The organism is Serratia sp. TSA_198.1 (assembly GCF_052686505.1).
Genome location: NZ_JBQZFP010000004.1, coordinates 307,846 through 324,853 on the forward strand (window position 1 = coordinate 307,846; position 17,008 = coordinate 324,853).

21 protein-coding genes are annotated in these 17,008 nt (G+C 53.9%); 10 read left to right on the top strand and 11 right to left on the bottom strand.

Annotated features, from left to right (window positions below; translation table 11 throughout):
- The first annotated feature begins 130 nt into the window (after positions 1–130).
- The 3 genes from ACUTSW_RS18610 to ACUTSW_RS18620 are packed head-to-tail and all read left to right on the top strand — an operon-like array spanning position 131 to position 3,821.
- Complete coding sequence (locus ACUTSW_RS18610) at positions 131–556, top strand: TIGR03751 family conjugal transfer lipoprotein (RefSeq protein ID WP_260629184.1); 426 nt, start codon at positions 131–133, stop codon at positions 554–556.
- Positions 556–3,420: a conjugative transfer ATPase gene (locus ACUTSW_RS18615; protein ID WP_445585056.1), complete on the top strand. Its 2,865-nt coding sequence runs from the start codon at positions 556–558 to the stop codon at positions 3,418–3,420. The genes ACUTSW_RS18610 and ACUTSW_RS18615 overlap by 1 nt, the downstream gene beginning before the upstream one ends.
- Positions 3,417–3,821 (top strand): hypothetical protein, encoded by a 405-nt coding sequence (locus ACUTSW_RS18620; RefSeq protein ID WP_064799176.1) that lies wholly within the window; start codon positions 3,417–3,419, stop codon positions 3,819–3,821. The genes ACUTSW_RS18615 and ACUTSW_RS18620 overlap by 4 nt, the downstream gene beginning before the upstream one ends.
- 302 nt (positions 3,822–4,123) lie before the next feature.
- Here ACUTSW_RS18620 and ACUTSW_RS18625 read toward each other — a convergent pair whose 3' ends face one another.
- Positions 4,124–5,383, bottom strand: coding sequence for a cation:dicarboxylate symporter family transporter (locus ACUTSW_RS18625; protein ID WP_445585057.1), 1,260 nt, complete (start codon positions 5,381–5,383; stop codon positions 4,124–4,126).
- Between the two features lie 110 nt (positions 5,384–5,493).
- The gene (locus ACUTSW_RS18630; RefSeq protein ID WP_064799174.1) at positions 5,494–5,919 is read right to left on the bottom strand and encodes a VOC family protein; all 426 of its coding nucleotides are present in this window, start codon (positions 5,917–5,919) and stop codon (positions 5,494–5,496) included.
- A 202-nt stretch (positions 5,920–6,121) separates the two neighbouring features.
- Between ACUTSW_RS18630 and ACUTSW_RS18635 the strand changes: the two genes are divergently transcribed.
- Positions 6,122–6,991 (top strand): LysR substrate-binding domain-containing protein, encoded by an 870-nt coding sequence (locus ACUTSW_RS18635; RefSeq protein WP_064799173.1) that lies wholly within the window; start codon positions 6,122–6,124, stop codon positions 6,989–6,991.
- Between the two features lie 24 nt (positions 6,992–7,015).
- Here the strand turns inward: ACUTSW_RS18635 and ACUTSW_RS18640 are convergent, their stop codons facing one another.
- The 7 genes from ACUTSW_RS18640 to ACUTSW_RS18670 all read right to left on the bottom strand — a co-directional run bounded on the left by ACUTSW_RS18640 (position 7,016) and on the right by ACUTSW_RS18670 (position 11,001).
- Positions 7,016–7,624, bottom strand: coding sequence for a flavin reductase family protein (locus tag ACUTSW_RS18640; RefSeq protein WP_122290173.1), 609 nt, complete (start codon positions 7,622–7,624; stop codon positions 7,016–7,018).
- A 19-nt stretch (positions 7,625–7,643) separates the two neighbouring features.
- Positions 7,644–8,084, bottom strand: coding sequence for an SRPBCC family protein (locus ACUTSW_RS18645; protein ID WP_122290171.1), 441 nt, complete (start codon positions 8,082–8,084; stop codon positions 7,644–7,646).
- Between the two features lie 33 nt (positions 8,085–8,117).
- On the bottom strand, positions 8,118–8,798 hold the full coding sequence (locus ACUTSW_RS18650; protein WP_238986603.1) for an NAD-dependent dehydratase: 681 nt from the start codon (positions 8,796–8,798) through the stop codon (positions 8,118–8,120).
- A gap of 1 nt (position 8,799) precedes the next feature.
- Complete coding sequence (locus ACUTSW_RS18655; RefSeq protein ID WP_122290169.1) at positions 8,800–9,459, bottom strand: NAD(P)H-binding protein; 660 nt, start codon at positions 9,457–9,459, stop codon at positions 8,800–8,802.
- 47 nt (positions 9,460–9,506) lie between these two features.
- A complete protein-coding gene (locus tag ACUTSW_RS18660) occupies positions 9,507–9,893 on the bottom strand; it encodes a nuclear transport factor 2 family protein (protein WP_037433141.1) in 387 nt (128 codons plus the stop codon).
- A gap of 72 nt (positions 9,894–9,965) precedes the next feature.
- Entirely contained in the window at positions 9,966–10,349 is a 384-nt protein-coding gene (locus ACUTSW_RS18665) for a nuclear transport factor 2 family protein (RefSeq protein WP_062792312.1), read from the bottom strand.
- Between the two features lies 1 nt (position 10,350).
- On the bottom strand, positions 10,351–11,001 hold the full coding sequence (locus tag ACUTSW_RS18670; RefSeq protein WP_064799171.1) for a TVP38/TMEM64 family protein: 651 nt from the start codon (positions 10,999–11,001) through the stop codon (positions 10,351–10,353).
- Between the two features lie 87 nt (positions 11,002–11,088).
- Here ACUTSW_RS18670 and ACUTSW_RS18675 point away from each other — a divergent pair, with 87 nt between their 5' ends.
- The 4 genes from ACUTSW_RS18675 (at position 11,089) to ACUTSW_RS18690 (ending at position 14,336) form a co-directional block, all read left to right on the top strand.
- Positions 11,089–11,730 carry a TetR/AcrR family transcriptional regulator gene (locus tag ACUTSW_RS18675; RefSeq protein WP_122290165.1) on the top strand — a complete coding sequence of 214 codons (642 nt, stop codon included), beginning with the start codon at positions 11,089–11,091 and terminating at the stop codon, positions 11,728–11,730.
- 64 nt (positions 11,731–11,794) lie between these two features.
- Positions 11,795–12,376 (top strand): TetR/AcrR family transcriptional regulator, encoded by a 582-nt coding sequence (locus tag ACUTSW_RS18680; protein ID WP_183130102.1) that lies wholly within the window; start codon positions 11,795–11,797, stop codon positions 12,374–12,376.
- A gap of 55 nt (positions 12,377–12,431) precedes the next feature.
- Complete coding sequence (locus ACUTSW_RS18685; protein ID WP_037433136.1) at positions 12,432–13,535, top strand: alkene reductase; 1,104 nt, start codon at positions 12,432–12,434, stop codon at positions 13,533–13,535.
- Between the two features lie 57 nt (positions 13,536–13,592).
- A complete protein-coding gene (locus ACUTSW_RS18690; RefSeq protein WP_037433135.1) occupies positions 13,593–14,336 on the top strand; it encodes an SDR family oxidoreductase in 744 nt (247 codons plus the stop codon).
- A 65-nt stretch (positions 14,337–14,401) separates the two neighbouring features.
- On the opposite strand, the gene ACUTSW_RS18695 is transcribed toward ACUTSW_RS18690, so the two are convergent.
- Positions 14,402–14,842 (bottom strand): SRPBCC family protein, encoded by a 441-nt coding sequence (locus ACUTSW_RS18695; protein WP_053230300.1) that lies wholly within the window; start codon positions 14,840–14,842, stop codon positions 14,402–14,404.
- Between the two features lie 253 nt (positions 14,843–15,095).
- Here ACUTSW_RS18695 and ACUTSW_RS18700 point away from each other — a divergent pair, with 253 nt between their 5' ends.
- Together ACUTSW_RS18700 and ACUTSW_RS18705 are read left to right on the top strand one after the other, a co-directional pair.
- Positions 15,096–15,698, top strand: coding sequence for a site-specific integrase (locus ACUTSW_RS18700; protein ID WP_259190796.1), 603 nt, complete (start codon positions 15,096–15,098; stop codon positions 15,696–15,698).
- Positions 15,699–15,833: 135 nt separating this feature from the next.
- Positions 15,834–16,292: a GNAT family N-acetyltransferase gene (locus ACUTSW_RS18705; protein ID WP_445585058.1), complete on the top strand. Its 459-nt coding sequence runs from the start codon at positions 15,834–15,836 to the stop codon at positions 16,290–16,292.
- 81 nt (positions 16,293–16,373) lie between these two features.
- Here ACUTSW_RS18705 and ACUTSW_RS18710 read toward each other — a convergent pair whose 3' ends face one another.
- The gene (locus tag ACUTSW_RS18710; RefSeq protein ID WP_445585059.1) at positions 16,374–16,790 is read right to left on the bottom strand and encodes a GNAT family N-acetyltransferase; all 417 of its coding nucleotides are present in this window, start codon (positions 16,788–16,790) and stop codon (positions 16,374–16,376) included.
- Between the last annotated feature and the right edge of the window lie 218 nt (positions 16,791–17,008).

Sequence of the window (17,008 nt, forward strand, 5' to 3'; positions counted from 1 at the left end):
TGCTGTGGCTGTGGCGTCAATGCGAAAGGATGAGTCCCCCACAGGGCTGGGCGTTCATTTTACTGTTCTGCAGCGCGTTTTGGCTGAGTGTGCTGCTTCTGCTGTGTTTGCTTATAAGAGAGTGATAATCATGATGAAAAACCTATTTAATCGAGTCCTGGCCACCGCTGTCATGGTCAGCATCATGGCATTGGCCGGCTGTTCGACGTCGAAAGAGGAAATGCTGCCACCGGGCGATAGCTCGATGCTGGAGTTGTGGCAGGGTGAAGACGGCGGCGGTTCGGCGCGTAATGCGGTGGCGGCCCGCGACAGTCTGCGCCGGCCGCTCACCGACAGCGAACGCCAGGCGACAGCAGCGGACGATCGCAGCTACAGCCGCACGCAGGCAAGCGAAATCAGCCAGCAGTTCCCGCGGCTGCCGAACCCCGACCTGGTGATGTATGTCTTTCCGCATCTGGCGGACGGTAACGCACCGGTGCCGGGGTACAGCACCGTGTTTCCGTTCTACAGCCAGGTGCAGTATGCGATGCCGGGTGAACGGACGGAGGCCTACTGATGCGATTTTCCCTGTTTGATAAAAAGCGCCTGACGCGCAAGACGCCGGTGATGCCGGCTAGGGGTGACCAGGACACCGTGATCGCCACTGAGGATGGCGTGCCGCTGTCCGTAGACGGACGTGAGCCGTTACGGCGGCCCGGCAAGATGACGGTAAAGGATGAGCAGCAGGTGTATCACGCCAATCCGTCCATCGTTGATTACCTGCCCTGGGCGGAATTTCTCGACCGCGAACAGTGTATTTTGCTGGATGATGGGGTGTCCGTCGGGGCTGTTTTTGATATCACGCCGGTAGCGACCGAAGGACGCACTGACGATCGCCTGGAGCAAATGCGCGACACGGTGGAAGACGCACTGCAGGATTCGTTTGACGAGCATGACGAAAACCCCTGGATCGCACAGTTCTTCTGCCAGGACGAGAACAACGTCGAGGCGTATATTGATCGCCTGAGAAATTACGTCAAACCCCATGCCCAGGGCAGCGCGTTCACAGAAGACTGGCTGAAAGAAACCGAACGTCATATGCGCGGTATCGCTCGTCCGGAAGGTCTGTTCAAGGACACGCTGATCACCGATCAGCCATGGCGTGGGCAGCAACGTCGTACCCGCATGGTGGTGTATCGCTGGATTGGCAAGGGTAATCATGATCCGATGCCGCCGATCGCCATGCTGAATCAGACCTGTGAGCGGGTGACCGGGGCGCTCGCCGGCGCCGGCGTGATCTGCGTGCGCCAGAACGGGGCACAGGTCCATGACTGGCTGCTGCGTCATTTTAATCCCAACCCGGAGTGGGTGGAAAAAGAGACCCTGTACCGAGATGCCGCCTATTTCGACAGTCGTGACACGCCGGAAGGCGCCATGCCGGTGCAAAATGATTTTGCCGAGACCCTGTTGTTCACCCCGCCTGTGTCCGATGCGGATCAGGGAGTATGGTGGTTCGATAACCAGGCGCATTGTGCCATTCCCGTCGAGAAGCTGCGCCGCCCTCCGGAGCCGGGCACCATCACCGGTGAAATGAAACGCGGCGAGAAGAAAATCAATGCGCTGATGGATTTGTTCCCGGAGGGAACGATGCTGTGCATGACCATCGTGGTACAGCCTCAGGACACGCTGGAGAATGATTTCAACAAGCTGTCGAAAAACGCCGTCGGCGAGAATACCGAGTCCGGCCGCGTGCGTCAGGATGTGGCGCAGGTGAAAGAGTACCTAGGCAATCGCCACAAGCTGTACCGTGCCGGCATTACGTTCCTGCTGCGTGCCGGCGACCTGACCACACTTAACCACAAACGTGTCGATCTGACCAACGTGCTGTTGGGCGCCGGCCTGCAACCGGTACGGCCGGAGTTTGATGTGGCGCCGCTCAATACCTACCTGCGGGCGTTACCGATGTGTTTTAACCCGGAGACCGACAAGAAACACTGGTATACCCGCCTGACCTGGGTACAGCACCTGGCGGGACTGCTGCCGGTGACCGGCCGTGAGACCGGGACCGGTAACCCCGGCATGAGTTTCTTCAACCGCGGCGGGGATACGCTGACGGTTGACCCGCTTAACAAGCATGACCGTAGCCAGAATGCACACATGCTGTATTTTGGCCCGACCGGCGCGGGGAAATCGGCGACGCTGTGTGCGACCTTATCGCAACTGATGGCGATACACCGGCCGCGGTTGTTTATCGCGGAAGCGGGCAACTCGTTTGGGTTGCTGGCCGATTACTTTGAGAGCCAGGGGCTCAGCGTCAACAAGGTGAGCATCAAGCCAGGCAGTGGTGTCTCGCTGCCGCCGTTCTCCTATGCGCACAAGCTGGTCGAAGATGCATTAACGACGCTGGCCCTGGATGAAAATGACCTCCCTGACATCGATGCCGATGACGACGACGATGACGACAAGCGCGATTACCTGGGTGAAATGGAGATCTCGGCGCGCATGATGATCACTGGCGGTGATGCGAAGGAAGAGCACGAGTTGAAGCGTGCCGACCGGGCGATGATCCGTGAAGCCCTGTTGATGGCGGCGCGTCAGACCTATGACGAAGGGCGGCAGATGTTGCCGGCAGATCTGCAGAAGGCGCTGTACACCCTCTCGAAAGACGAAGGGAGTGATATCCGTAATGAGCAGCGTCGGGCCAAGGCGGCTGAAATGGCTGAGTCGCTCGGGATGTTTACCCAGGCCGGCAGCTTCGAGGCGGAGTTGTTTAACCGCGAAGGTAGCCTGTGGCCAGAGGCGGATGTCACCCTGATTGACCTGGGACATCTGGCGCGCGAGGGGTATGAAGCGCAGATGGCGCTGACGATGGTGAGCCTGACCAACACCATCAACAACATTGCCGAACGAGACCAGTACTCGGAGCGGGACATCGTGTTCGCGGTGGATGAAGCGCACATCGTGACGGTGAATCCGCTGCTGGCGCCCTACATGACAAAAATCGTCAAGATGTGGCGTAAACTCGGCGCCTGGCTGTGGCTGGCGACGCAGAACTTAAAAGACTTTCCGGACATTGCCGAGAAGATGCTGAACATGGCGGAGTGGTGGGTCTGTCTGACGATGCCACCGGAGGAGGTCAACGATATTGCCCGTTTCAAGGCGCTGACCGAGGAGCAAAAGGCGGTGCTGCTGTCAGCCAGTAAGCTGTCTGGTTGCTATACCGAGGGCGTGGTGCTGTCGAAAAAACTCGAGGCGCTGTTCCGTGCGGTACCGCCAAGCCTGTATCTGGCACTGGGGATGACCGAGAAAGAAGAGAAGGCCGAGCGCCGCGCACTGATGCAGGAGTTTGGTTGCAGCGAGCTTGAGGCTGCCCGCAAGGTGGCGCAAAAGCTTGACCGCCTGCGCGGCCTGGCGGCGAACGGGGAGGCTCGGGCTGCATGATGACCCTGAAATACCCTGAACCTGTTGTACGACCGCACGGCCAGGTCTGTCGTGGACCGTCGTTGTTTACCCTCCCTCCGCAGGGCATGGCCACCTTAAGCGACACGGATGCGCTGGCGCTTGAGACGTTCTGTGCGGCTATCCGCGATAGGCTGTGGGGACCGGTCACACTGACCGCCCACCCGCATCGTATCGGGAGCCGTACCAGCGTGGCGCTGCATCTCGAAGGCCGGCTGGGGCGCTGCATCGATGTGCTGATCACGGTGACTGGCAGTACGCTGTGGCCCCTGTCGGAGGAATACGACCACCCACGCTGGTATGTCACTGTGCCGGATGCGGCCGATGTGGTGTATCTGTTGCTTCATTTGAGCGAGCTGTGCGAACGGTTCCGGGTTAATTAGTTTGAAGTGCCATTATTATGTGACCGGCCTGCTGGCCGGTTTTTATGGAGTCATACAATTGGAAAAGTATGATAATTCTTACGTATACGTCCCTCTGAAAAAGAGTGGTGGGCGGCGGCATAGGCAATGCCTTTGGTTCTGATGTAAAGCATATGAATGTCCGCTATGTGCCAAAAGCGGAAGTAGCTAATAACAGTTTGAGTGGATCAACAGGAAGCAGATCAAAATAATGAAGGGTGCCAGTTACCCTCAAATTGCGTTAGCTTTACAGGGAACAGGCACCCTTCACCTCATTTTTCGTCTCAGCGTTTACTCAGGTCCGGCTGAGAGCCTTCAAAGGCTCGTGGTTCTTTTTCCCACCGGTTAATGACCAATGGAGCAACAACATTTCCCAGGACGTTGAGGGTTGTTGTTCCGCTGTCAATAATACGGAATATCCCGGCTATCAAGGCAACGGCGTCAAGCGGTAATCCCGCAGACGCCAGAGTGGCTGAGAGAATCAGAATGGCAAACCCCGGCACACCGGCTGCTCCTTTCGACGTTAGCACCATTGTGACAACTAAAATGATCTGTTGCATCAGCGTCAGGTCAATACCGTAAAGCTGGGCCACAAATATGGTCGCCACACCGAGAAATATCGACGCGCCGTCAAGATTAAAAGCATATCCCACGGGCACCACAAAGCTGACGATCCGACCCGGTACGCCATAGCGTTCAAGTTTGTACATCAGCTGTGGCATAACCGCTGCAGAAGCGGCGCTTGAGAATGCCAGCACCAGTTCCTGACGAAAATGTTTTATCAGCTTAAAGACGTTTTCCCCGATCAGCGCGCAGATACCGCCCAGCACGATCAGGGCGAATAAAACCAGACCGAGATAAACGGTGCCTACAAGCTTGAGCAGCGGCAGAAGGGAAGCGAAACCAAAAGTGGACACGGTGGCACCAATCATGCCGAAGACGCCAACCGGCGCGTAGGCCATGACAATGGACACCACCCTGAACATGCCATCTGATACGCTTTGGATAACGCTGAGGAACGGGGCTGTTTTATCCCTGGGAAGGCCATTGAGCGCCAGGCCAAACAGCACGGCAAAGAACAAAACTGACAGCAGTTTGCCCTCGGAGAGTGCAACAAACAGGTTATCAGGAACGATATTCTGAAGAATAATCAGTGCGCCCCGCGCCGGCTCCATTTTCATGTGTCCGCCGCCGTGCGCCATTCCCTGAATACTGGTGCCTTCGCCTGGGGAAATAAGGTTAGCCAGCACCAGTCCAAAGATGGTGGCCAGTCCCGTGACGATAAAGAAGTAACCGAGCGCTTTCGCGCCCATTCGTCCGAACGACTTGTTGTCACCGCTTCCGGTTATGCCCAGGATCATGCAACAGAAGACAATAGGCACCACGACCATTTTCATCATTTTGATAAAAATATCGCCCAGCGGTTTAAGGATTTCGTGGCTGACCCACTGCTGATACTCAGGGTGCGTATTAAAATACCATCCCACAATTATTCCAAGTACAAGTCCAATAACTATCTGCCAAACCAGTGTTATTTTTTTCATTACGCCCTCAGTTTAAACAGGGGCAACTTCTGCCCGAAAGAGGCAGAAGCCACGCTTAAAAAATTCGGGTGAAGGAGATGTATGGCGCGGCCTGAGGCCGTGCCGGGTAATCATTTTGCGAAAAGCTGACTCATATCCTTGAACGCCTTGAACTCAAGCGCGTTGCCACAGGGATCGAATAAAAACATGGTGGCCTGCTCTCCGACCTGTCCCTTAAAGCGGATGTAAGGTTCGATGACAAATTTGGTGTTAAATGATCTGAGGCGTTCTGCAAGTGCCTCCCATTCCTCCCACTTCAGGATGATGCCAAAGTGCGGGACGGGTACGTCATGACCGTCGACAGAATTGGAATGCACGCTCTCCTGCGATGCGGTTTTAGGATGTTCGTGAATGACCAACTGATGGCCGTAAAAGTCAAAGTCAACCCACTGTTCGCTCGAACGGCCTTCACTCAGGCCGAAGACCTCGCCGTAAAAACGACGTGTTGCTTTCAGGTCATAGACAGGGATCGCCAGATGGAAGGGGGAAAGGCTCATTTATGCATCCTCAGTAAGAAGATCCGCCTGCTTGCGGCAAGATCGATAATTTAGGGAGGAGTAATGTTCAATGCACAGCCGGGTTTCAGTACTTTCCCGCATTAACATTACCGTCACAAATGAGCTTATGGATAATTTAATTTGATTAAAATCAATTTTTATCTTTATATATAACAAATAATATTTGTGTATCGTGAGCGCGATGATCCGTGAATTGAAAACGTTTCTGATGGTGGCGAAGGAAGGGACCTTTGCGGCGGCTGGCAATAAAATTGGTCTGACGCAGGCGGCCGTCAGCGCTCAGATGCAGAGGCTGGAGGCCGACTTAAACTTCCCGTTGTTTGACCGGTCGGGGAGAAACGCACGTCTGAACCAGAAAGGGCTACAACTGATCTCTCAGGCGCAGGAACTCCTCTCATTGTATGACGGGCTGGGTGAGCGACTGAATTTGGCTATCCCCGGTAAGACCATCACGATAGGCGCAATTGCCTCGATACAGCGTACGCTGCTGCCGGATGCGCTGACGGCGTTTTGCAGACACAGCGCCGGCTGCCGTATCCGCGTTATACCGGGCCTGTCGATGGAACTGATTAACCTTGTGGACGCCGGTGAAATAGATATGGCCGCGGTGCTGAAACCCCCGTTTGCGCTGCCGACAGGGCTGCAGTGGAGTGCGCTGGCACATGAACCTTTCCACCTCATCGTGCCGAAAAATGTGGCAGGTAACGATATTGCCTCGCTGCTGAGCGACCAGCCTTTTATCCGCTACGATCGTTCGTCCTTCGGTGGACGCCAGGTTGATCGCTTTCTTCGCGAAATGAACCTCTCGGTCAACGAAATCTGCGAGGTGGACGAGCTGGAAGCCATCCTCAAGCTCGTCAGTAATGGCATGGGGGTTGCTCTGCTGCCCCGGACAGCCAACTGGCGGCGCTGGCCGGCCTCCGTCAGGGCCATCGGTCTGAATGAGAAGGTTTTTTACCGGGACGTCGGGCTTATTCACCGCCCGCTTGAAAACCTTGACGATAACGTCAGGCGGATCTCCGAGCAGATTATCCTGCAGGCGGGGCGGTAAACCTGACCGGCAACAGCGTGAGACTCAGCCCTGCGGCTCTCCGGGCGTTTGCAGCGGCGCGTCCGGCACGTCCAGCGGATCACCGGTAGTGTAAAAGTGGCCGCCCGCGATATAGTGCAGACTTCGCCAGTCCGCCGCTCCCCGTTCAAATTGCCAGTGTCCGTCCTTAAAAGCGCGACTGTCAGCCCAGGCCGCTTTTATTTCTCCGATGAATAAATCATAGGCCTGCTGGTTATGTGCTTCAGGGATGAGTTCGCAATACAGCCACGCGGCACATCCTGAAACCAGTGGCACATCCGCGCCGGGCAGTTCAAACAGCGACACCCCGGACTGAGCGAGTTTATCCGCTTCGCAGGACAGTGAATGTGAACCGAGGTAGTGCACGAGTGAGGCCTGGCCTGCCACCGGGACCTGAATAACAAAGGAACGGCTTTTTTCAATCAACCCGCGGGTGAATGCGGTCTTGTCCAGCACGACGGTCAGCCGCGCCGGTTCGTAATCCAGGGCGCAGACCCATGACGCCGCCATGACGTTGTCCGCTCCGTTATAGCGCGCAGAGACCAGCGTTGTCGGTCCATGATTTATCAGCCTGTAGGCCTTTGCTGGCTCTACGGGCACAATGTAGTCAAGCATTTCGGGCTCCGTTAAGACGTTACAGGTTTTCAAGGTAGGCAGCGAGGCTGCGGTGGCCTGACGCTATCAGCTCCAGAACGTTCGCCTCCATCGCCTGCACCTCGTTGCGGGACCGGGCTTCAAAACTTGCCTGCCAGGCAATGACCGTTTCGTCGCTATCGCTCAGAGGAATGAGGCTGACCGTTGCCACATAGCCATCTACGGCCAGCGGGGCTTCAATAAAGCGATATGAGTAGGCACGCTTATCTTCATCCAGCGTGAGCAGCTGTTCGCGCAGGACATCGCCGTTTTCAAGTACCAGTCGGCGCCTGCAGCCCGGACGACCGTCGGGCTGATTGTCTTCGATTTCGCTGCTGCGGATGGCCGGGTGCCAGTCGCTGATACGGCCAAACTGGCTGAGTGTTTGCCAGACGCGGCCAGCATCGGTTTTAACCACGGCATTAAAGTTAACTACTGACATAACGGTTCCTTCTTATCATTCATCTTATGAAAATCATTTTTTAAGGCTTATTTCACCCGCAGAAACAATGCTGATGCCCTGCCGGGGAGTGATAACTGCCCTGAGCAAGTGGCTGGCTATGTCTTCAGCCGGGCTGAGCTGCCAGCTACCTGGCAGAAGCGGCGAGAAAAGCGTGAGCGCGAGCTTCAGCGCCGTTTCTCCCGGGCGGGCTTCAGTCCGGGCACCGGCAATAACCCCGGGACGGACGATCGTCAGTGAGGTGAACTGCTCGCGTATCAGCGCTTCTTCAAGCTCACCCTTCACCCGGTTATAAAAAAAACGGGAGGCCGTATTCGCGCCGGTCGCCGACGTCAGCGCGAACGCTGAGGCACCGCCATCACGCGCCAGCCGGGCAAACGTCAGCGGATAGTCGTAATCAACCCGCCGGAATGCCTCGCGGCTGCCGGCCTTGCCGATGGTGGTTCCGAGCGCGCAGATAACCGCGTCAACGCGCCATTCCGGGGCGTCAGCGTCTGGTGCATCGAAGTCGATCAGGGGATTTATGAGCCGTGTTCGCCCGGCCAGGCCACACCCGAGTGGTTTTCGCGTGGGCGCAATCACGGTACCGATATGCGGGCTGGCCATAGCCTGATGCAGGGCATGACTGCCCACGAGGCCGGTTGCACCGAGCAGCAGCAGCCGCATTTCCGAACCTGAAACCGGCGACTTTTCCATTTCAGCGTCCTGCCATTTGCTGTATCGCTTCCCGGACCGGTACTTCACCGTCGGTCAGCTCAATGATGACGCGGCTGATGCGGGGCTGCCCGATAATTTCAGCCAGCGTGGCCGCCACGTTATCCCGGGTAACCTCACCGTAAGGAATGGCCAGCCCCGTACGGACAAATCCCGATCCTTTGTCGTCCCGCAACAGGCCGGGCCGCAGAATGACCCAGTCCAGAGCGCTTTCGGCCAGCACTACCTCGGCCTGCTTTTTAACCCGCATGTAGTTTTCAAAAGATGCGGAGGTGGTTTCACTCCTCGAGGCCTCTGGAAATGCCGAAACCAGCAGGAAGCGCGAAATTCCGGCCAGCGCTGCCGCCTCTGCTGCGGTCTTCAGACCTTCGCCGTCGACGGCATTTGTCATTTCCGGACCGCCTTTGCCTCCGGCACCGGCCGAGAAGACCACCACATCACAGCCTTTCATGGCCGTCGCAAGGGCTTCGGCACCAAGCTCCGTCAGGCTCCCACTGACGGGCTTCGCTCCTTGCAGGTGGATCAACTGTGCCTGTTCCGGCAGACGGTGAAGCGCATGAACAGCGTGTCCTTTGTCAGCAAGAATTTTAGACAGGCGTAGGCCCACCTTGCCTGCACCTCCGATAATGAAAACTGTACTCATGGATAACTCCTTTGCGTTACCTGTTTTCTGCAGAAAATCGCCGGCAGTCAGCTCTTAAACTGGTGATAGACTTTCGCAATGACCTGCCAGCGGCCGTCGATTAGGATAAGGGTCAGGTAGTCGTTGTAGTCGGCACCGATAGCATCCTTTTCCATGTCCACGCGCACCACCGCCGTGGTCGGGGTGATAGCCAGCACATCCAGATGCGTTACGATCTCTGGCGCACTGCCGTTTTCACGAACGAATTTATAGAGGTTGTCGACAGATCCTCCCAGCAGTTCACCGTCCGTAAATCCGTACATGACGGCATCCTTATGAAACGCTTCGGCCACCGTTTCTGCACAGCCTTTTCTCAGACCATCAACGTAACGACGCGCGGTGTCGAGTACGGCCTCATAGGCAGAGGTGGGGACGGTTTTGATATTTTTGCTCATGTTTTTTCCTCGGTTGGTTCCGCCGCGTCTGGCGGACAGCCAGACGCGGCGGATGTGGGGCTATGGCGGATGTCAGGAAGCTACGTGGGTATGGTAAATTTTGCTCACCACGGTCCAGCGTCCGTTGACCTTCAGCAGGTTGAAAAAGTCCGTGAAACGGAAGCCTGAAATATCGTCGGTATCGATACGCGCGCTTGCCGCGGTGCCCACGATGTCGACGTATACGATGGCGGCCTTCGCCTCCGGTGAAGGCCGGAACGCGGTATCGATGGTGTCGAAGAGGCCCTGGATCGGACCGCCCGTGAGATTTGCATCAGCGTCAACACCAAAAATCGTGGCCTGGTCGCTGAAAGCGGGCTTCATTACCTCACTCTTTGCCTGCTTTCCGCCTTCGTTATATTTGCTGAGGACTTCCACGATGGCGTTATATTCCTGCACATAAGTTAAGTCGGTCATATCATCTGTCTCCGATTGTGTTGTTACGGGTATCCGCACGGATGCCCGCTATGCGGTTGAAAATCTTTTTTATGACAAACAGTAGCATCAGACCCGCCACAGCAACTGCCATGCCGGTTAACACATCCGCTCGCTGTAAAATATCCCCGGCGCTGAACCCGCCGCGCAGAAGCACCTGGACGTCAGAAATAACACTCCCGGCAGCGGCATACACATACGTGCCGGGGATCAGGCCAAACACCGTTGCTGCGGCGTACTTTCGTAGCGATACACCGCTGACCCCAAGCACGTAATTTAGCGGCGTGAACGGCAGGACCGAGCTCAGGCGTAGCAACAGGATCAGCAGGAGGGCATTGTTATGCGACAGTGAAAGCAGGGTTTTCAGATAGCGGTTCCGGCCTGCAGCGCGCGATGCGACCGGAAATAACTGACTTTTACTGAGACAAAACGCGACCAGAGCGGAGGTGGTGCCCGCCAGCAGAGCCAGCACGGTTCCTCCCATAGCGCCGAACAACCACCCGGACAGCGCGGTCAGCAGAGAAGCCGGGAAAAACATCAGCGTCGCCGTGACAAAAATAACGAAATACAACACAACCCCTGCCTCTCCGGAGGACTGCAGATAATGGCTGAAGGAGAACGCGAGTTCTGACATAGGGGGCTCATATAATTATGTAGTGGTCACTAAGTAATGTTATTATTGTATAGTGATCGCTATGTAATATGTCAAGAGAATGATTGTATGCCCGACATGAAGACGAAAAACGCAGGTGCCACTGGCGAGAAGCCAAAAGGCCGGCCGCGTAGCTTTGATCGTGACTGGGCCCTGCTCAGGGCGCTGGACATTTTCTGGCGTAAAGGGTTTGAGCCAGCATCGGTAGCCGAGCTTTGCGCTGCGATGGAAATCAATCCGCCCAGCCTTTATTCCGCCTTCGGTAACAAGGCAAAACTTTTCCTGGAGGCCGTGAGCTATTACGAAAGGGTCTACTGGAAGGCAACCTGGGAGCAGCTTGAAGAAGAGCCCGATATCACGCGGGCGATTGATAAGTTCTTCAGCAAAGCGGCTGATATTCTGCTTTCGCCTTCCGCACCTTGTGGCTGCATGGTGGTCCTTGCGGCCATCAACGTCTCTCAGGAGTCTGCTGATGTTGTGGAGGCGGTAAGCTTACTCAGGCAGGAAGGAAAAGACCTGTTTGAAAAGCGACTGCGCAGGGCTGTACATGAAGAGCAGTTACCGGCAGATACCGGCACCGCCGCGCTGGCCACCGTGCTGAATACGCTTCTGGAGGGGATGTCGATCGAGGCGAAAGATGGCGCCACACTGGAAAGCCTCAGAGCAACCGGCCAGTATGCGTCGCGTCTGCTGCCTTGCAGAAAACAGTGACCGCACAAAATGCGAACTGCAACACTAGACGACCGGTCAGTTTTATCGCTAAGCTATACGGACTATGAAAAAACAAACGGCTAACGTGCGTCAGCACATCATTGATGTTGCCCGAACGCTTATCACCCATAAAGGTTATAGCGCCGTCGGCCTTGCTGAGATTGTCAAAGCCGCTGGCATTCCTAAAGGATCCTTCTATTACTACTTCCAGTCCAAGGAAGAGTTTGCTGAAGCCTTGCTGGAACATTACTTCACTCATTATCTCGTTCAGGTTGAAGAGCAGTTGTGCGGCAGCCAACTCGCCAGAGAGCGGCTGCTGCGCTACTTTTCGTTCTGGAAGGCCACACAGGGAGCGGATCTGCCGGAAAGCAAGTGCCTTGTCGTCAAACTCGGGGCAGAAGTCTGCGACCAGTACGACAGAATGCGAAGCGTCCTGGCAAACGGAACCCGTGAGATTATCCTTAGGATCACGGCGTGCATACAACAGGGGCAGGAGGATGGCTCCCTGCCATCGGGTGTGGATGCAGAGGCTCTTGCAGAAGAGCTTTACCAGCTGTGGCTGGGCGCATCCCTGATGGCAAAAATTCATACGCCTGAACAGGCGTTCGACAAAGCAATGAGTGCAACAAAGCGGCTGCTCGCGTAGCCGCATTTTTTTCTGCCAATTTACTAGACGACCGGTCAACTATTTAGGAGTAATCATGACTGACAACAGTAACCGTACCGATCTCTTTTCCCCTGTGACAATGGGGAAACTTCAGCTGGCTAATCGTATCGTTATGGCGCCTGTCACCCGTAGCCGCTATGGTGAAGATGGTGTACCAAATGAGTTACATGCAACTTACTACGCTCAGCGCGCCAGCGCCGGCCTGATTATTTCAGAAGCGACGAATATCTCAGCTCAGGGCCGCGGGTATGCGGCAACGCCGGGTATCTGGAGTGACGAGCAGGTCGCCGGCTGGAAAAAGGTCACCGATGCAGTACATGCTGAAGACGGAAAAATCGTCTGTCAGCTCTGGCATGTAGGCCGTTTTTCAAGCGTTGAACTGCAGCCCAACGGCGAGCGCCCTGTCGCCCCCTCCGCTATCAAGGCCGAAGGCCAGACCTATACCGTCAATGGCTTCGTACCGGTATCGACGCCGCGCGCGCTCGAAACCGACGAAATCCCGGGCATTATTGAGCAGTATAAACGTGCCGCTGAAAATGCCCTGCGCGCAGGTTTTGACGGCGTGGAAGTGCACTCTGCAAACAGCTATCTGCTCGATCAGTTCCTGCGCGATTCAACCAATCAGCGGACCGACGCCTACGGCGGCTCTATTGAAAACCGCGCGCGTCTGACGCTGGAAGTCACTGAAGCGATCGTCAACATTTGGGGTAACGAGCGGGTTGGTATCCGCCTTTCACCGGTCACGCCTGATGCGGGTAACACGCCGCCGGACAGCAACGTGATGGCAATGTACGGGTATCTGATTCAGCAACTTAACCGTTTTAACCTCGCGTATCTGCACTTTGTTGAGGGGGCGACGGCGACCTCACGTGAGGTACCTGCCGATGTGGATATGGATGCGCTGAGCGCCCAGTTCGACGGCCCGTTCATCGGTAACAACAACTACGACCTTGAGATGGCCATCAGTCGCCGTGATGCCGGGATAATCGACGCCGTCGCCTTCGGCCGCTTGTTTATTTCCAACCCGGATCTGGTTAAACGTCTGCGTTATGGTGCCGAGCTGACCATCGCGCCGAAAGAAGCCTACTACGGCGGCGGTGCGAAAGGTTACACCGACTGGCCGGAAGGGAATTACTGATAAATAAAACCGGCGGGATCTTCCCGCCGCCTGTACCTCATAAAGAAGGATAAGAATATGAATCACCTGCAGAATAAAACCGCTGTTATTACTGGCGCATCGTCGGGCATTGGCGCCGCAACCGCGCTGGAACTTGCACGTCATGGCGTGAATATCGTAGCCGCAGCACTGGATCAGAGCGGCCTTGATAGGTTGGTAAAGGATATTGAGTCAGCCGGCGGCCATGCTACCGGTCTTGTGACTGATGTGACTCGTCTGGAAGACACACAGGCGCTGGTAAAGCATGCTACTGACACCTTCGGTACTGTTGATATCCTGATTAACAACGCCGGACTGATGCTGTTTTCAGCCTGGAGTGACATCGCGTGGGACGACTGGAACAAGATGGTCGACGTCAACATCAAGGGGTATCTGAATGCCATTGCGTCCGTACTCCCGGTTATGCTTAGCAAAAGTGACGGACAGATCTTGAACATGGCCTCTGTCGCTGGGCACCAGGTTGACGCCGGCGCAGGTGTGTACAGTGCGACCAAATTCTTTGTACACGCCATGACGGAATCTATGCGTAAGGATCTGGGTGTGAATAAGGGCATCAGGGTCAATACCATCAGCCCGGGCGTCATTAACACGGGATGGGCTGACAAGGTGAGTGATCCGGAAGGACGTAAGGTGGCGCTGGAGCTGACAAAAATTGCTATCAGCCCGCAGGATGTGGCAAATGCGGTGGTCTACGCTCTCAACCAGCCTAAGAACGTGACGGTCAACGATCTTATCGTATCCCCTACGAAGCAGAACTGGTAAATAAACAGTGGCAGCAGGCTGGCTGCCACTTCATCTCAGAAATAAACGACTTCAGCCTATCGTCGTCAGACGGTCGCTGTCTGCAAGGCTTTAATTCCAGCCAGATAAACATCATTTTCCAGCACCCTGCGCATCTCGCTGCATAAGTCCGGTTTGCAGTGTGAGTTAAAAGAGGCGGACCAGACAACATGCGTGTTCCCCGGATTACGGGTCGGTAGCAGCTGTATGGTGGAGAGATAATTTTCAACAGGCAGAGGTGCTGTTTCAAAGGAATAGGTCAAAACATATGATTTGCTGTCTTTACGGATTAATTTTTCCGTTCCCGATGCTCCGTTTCCAAGAGTTACGTTGCGAACAGCTCCTACAATATCTTCCGTATAGCCCTCTTCAAACTCACTGCTGACTACGGCAGGATGCCACGCTGACAGAGCGTGAAATTTTTCAATAATGTCCCAGACTTCTTCTATATCACGCTGTATTACCCGCGATGCGACAGTACTTTCCATGGTTCTCTCTTCAGATGGATTACGACCACAATACGTTTTGTATCGACCACTAAATAAGGTATTTATATTTTTAGCGGCCGATACATAATAAGTCAACTGGATTGTCTCTCAGCCAGATACTTGAGTGCTCACAAAAACAAATTTACTTATAATTTAATGACATAGACATGATTGCCTCCTGCGACACTACGTCCGCTTTTCGCTCTTGAGGGACAACCATACTCAAATCTCCCACACTGCAGGAGATTTGAGTATGAACACGTCACCGTGGAACAAAGACCGTATCATCGGCCAAAAAAGACCGCTTCAGATATCTCATATCTGGGGGATCCGAATCAGACTTGAACTGGAAGGGAAAACGCGCGATCTGGCCCTGTTCAACATGGCTTTGGACAGTAAGCTACGTGGCTGTGATCTAGTTAAACTCAAAGTATCAGATGTTGCATATGGCAGTTCTGTTTCAAGCAGAGCGACGGTGTTGCAACAGAAGACCGGTAGCCCAGTGCAATTTGAGTTAACTAAAGGGACAAGAGAAGCTGTTTCCGCATTGATAAAGCTTGGCAATCTGCACAGTAAAGACTACTTATTCAAATCCCGGGTCGGTTCTTGCCAACATATATCAACCCGGCAATACAACCGAATTTTTCATGGGTGGGTAGAAAAGCTTGGTCTCGAAGCTTCGCTTTACAGCACTCATTCCATGGGAAGAACAAAACCTTACCTGATATACAAGAAAACCAAGAATCTCCGGGAGATCCAACTTCTGTTGGGCCATAAGAAACTGGAAAGCACAGTCCGTTATCTGGGCATTGAAGTCGATGATGCGTTAGAGATCTCTGAATCGATTGAAGTCTAAGGTTGTCAGGGCTGCAACAGCAGCCCTGTGCCAGAAGCGGAAGTTGCACATGCACTCCTATGTTAAATACTGAAAGCCGTCATAGATGGAACATTATGTTAGATTCAGTAGTTAAAACTGTATTGAGGATAGCGAATGTTCAGCATTTCAGAAGTAGATAAAAGTGATTCTGACCTGGCGTGGCTGGTAAGCGAACTCGATGCCTTTCAGAACGAACTATATCCTGCAGAAAGTAATCACTGCCTGGATCTTTCAAAAGTTACTGACGAGCAGCTTCGGTGCGTTATCGTACGTGATAAAGATGGCTCACCTGCAGGTTGTGGTGCTTTGCTATTTCATGAAAATGGCTCAGCTGAGATTAAGCGGGTTTATATTCGACCGGAATATCGGGGCATGAAGCTCGGAGAACAGATAGTCAGCGCAATCGAGACGATTGCTTCAGAAAAGAATTCGAGCCTATTGCAGCTTGAAACAGGGATTCACCAGCAACCGGCTATAGCACTTTATCGTAGATGCGGTTATGTGATATGCAATGCATTCCCACCTTATGCAACAGATCCGTTGAGTGTTTTTATGTGCAAAAAACTTCCTTAATTTCATGTTTTTATGGTGCTAAAGGGTGTGGATGCAAAGTTATAATGTCCGCACCTCCACCTATGAACAGGCTATCTGATTTTATCCGAGAGGCTTTTTCATTGAAGGTGATGTGTGAGCCACAAAACCATTCCGTTCATAAAAGGGTATCGCCTGCTGTCGGGCATCAAGGAACACGAAGTTCATATCCCTGCTTTCTGATTCAGTGGTGGCAAAATCCAGCAATTTTTTCCCTATCCCCGTGCTTCTTAAATCCTTATCTACAATCAAATCATCAATATGGAGATGTGATCCTCTGGCCAGAGTATGAACGGGACGGAAACCCATCAAGCCAAGCATTTTTTCATTGCCAAATGCACCAATAAGTTCATAACCGTTCAACATCTGAATTCTGACGCTTTCGATAAATTTTTCTTTGGAAATGTTCCGTAGCTGTGAAATCAAACTGTAAGCATGATCCCATTCTAGCGGCAGTAACTTTCTGATTGAAATGTTCATAGTGCCTTAATTTCCATATAGGTTTCTGATTTTATAAGCTTATGAGCAATGATTCGCAACAATAAAGTTATGTTCAACCTATTGGAAACATTCAGCTGTGATACGTGAAACGTCTGCTCTTCGCTCACAACTGCACAAAGAAACCCATGCGGGCAGTTTAGTGCCAAATATAGTCATTCACACCCTGAGAGTTACACTTTTAAGTGATTCAGGGTATG

Bases quoted from the DNA above. Each gene is read 5' to 3' on its own strand.
- ACUTSW_RS18610 (WP_260629184.1), top strand. From the start codon at position 131: ATGATGAAAAACCTATTTAATCGAGTCCTGGCCACCGCTGTCATGGTC.
- ACUTSW_RS18615 (WP_445585056.1), top strand. From the start codon at position 556: ATGCGATTTTCCCTGTTTGATAAAAAGCGCCTGACGCGCAAGACGCCG.
- ACUTSW_RS18620 (WP_064799176.1), top strand. From the start codon at position 3,417: ATGATGACCCTGAAATACCCTGAACCTGTTGTACGACCGCACGGCCAG.
- ACUTSW_RS18625 (WP_445585057.1), bottom strand. From the start codon at position 5,383: ATGAAAAAAATAACACTGGTTTGGCAGATAGTTATTGGACTTGTACTT.
- ACUTSW_RS18630 (WP_064799174.1), bottom strand. From the start codon at position 5,919: ATGAGCCTTTCCCCCTTCCATCTGGCGATCCCTGTCTATGACCTGAAA.
- ACUTSW_RS18635 (WP_064799173.1), top strand. From the start codon at position 6,122: ATGATCCGTGAATTGAAAACGTTTCTGATGGTGGCGAAGGAAGGGACC.
- ACUTSW_RS18640 (WP_122290173.1), bottom strand. From the start codon at position 7,624: ATGCTTGACTACATTGTGCCCGTAGAGCCAGCAAAGGCCTACAGGCTG.
- ACUTSW_RS18645 (WP_122290171.1), bottom strand. From the start codon at position 8,084: ATGTCAGTAGTTAACTTTAATGCCGTGGTTAAAACCGATGCTGGCCGC.
- ACUTSW_RS18650 (WP_238986603.1), bottom strand. From the start codon at position 8,798: ATGGAAAAGTCGCCGGTTTCAGGTTCGGAAATGCGGCTGCTGCTGCTC.
- ACUTSW_RS18655 (WP_122290169.1), bottom strand. From the start codon at position 9,459: ATGAGTACAGTTTTCATTATCGGAGGTGCAGGCAAGGTGGGCCTACGC.
- ACUTSW_RS18660 (WP_037433141.1), bottom strand. From the start codon at position 9,893: ATGAGCAAAAATATCAAAACCGTCCCCACCTCTGCCTATGAGGCCGTA.
- ACUTSW_RS18665 (WP_062792312.1), bottom strand. From the start codon at position 10,349: ATGACCGACTTAACTTATGTGCAGGAATATAACGCCATCGTGGAAGTC.
- ACUTSW_RS18670 (WP_064799171.1), bottom strand. From the start codon at position 11,001: ATGTCAGAACTCGCGTTCTCCTTCAGCCATTATCTGCAGTCCTCCGGA.
- ACUTSW_RS18675 (WP_122290165.1), top strand. From the start codon at position 11,089: ATGCCCGACATGAAGACGAAAAACGCAGGTGCCACTGGCGAGAAGCCA.
- ACUTSW_RS18680 (WP_183130102.1), top strand. From the start codon at position 11,795: ATGAAAAAACAAACGGCTAACGTGCGTCAGCACATCATTGATGTTGCC.
- ACUTSW_RS18685 (WP_037433136.1), top strand. From the start codon at position 12,432: ATGACTGACAACAGTAACCGTACCGATCTCTTTTCCCCTGTGACAATG.
- ACUTSW_RS18690 (WP_037433135.1), top strand. From the start codon at position 13,593: ATGAATCACCTGCAGAATAAAACCGCTGTTATTACTGGCGCATCGTCG.
- ACUTSW_RS18695 (WP_053230300.1), bottom strand. From the start codon at position 14,842: ATGGAAAGTACTGTCGCATCGCGGGTAATACAGCGTGATATAGAAGAA.
- ACUTSW_RS18700 (WP_259190796.1), top strand. From the start codon at position 15,096: ATGAACACGTCACCGTGGAACAAAGACCGTATCATCGGCCAAAAAAGA.
- ACUTSW_RS18705 (WP_445585058.1), top strand. From the start codon at position 15,834: ATGTTCAGCATTTCAGAAGTAGATAAAAGTGATTCTGACCTGGCGTGG.
- ACUTSW_RS18710 (WP_445585059.1), bottom strand. From the start codon at position 16,790: ATGAACATTTCAATCAGAAAGTTACTGCCGCTAGAATGGGATCATGCT.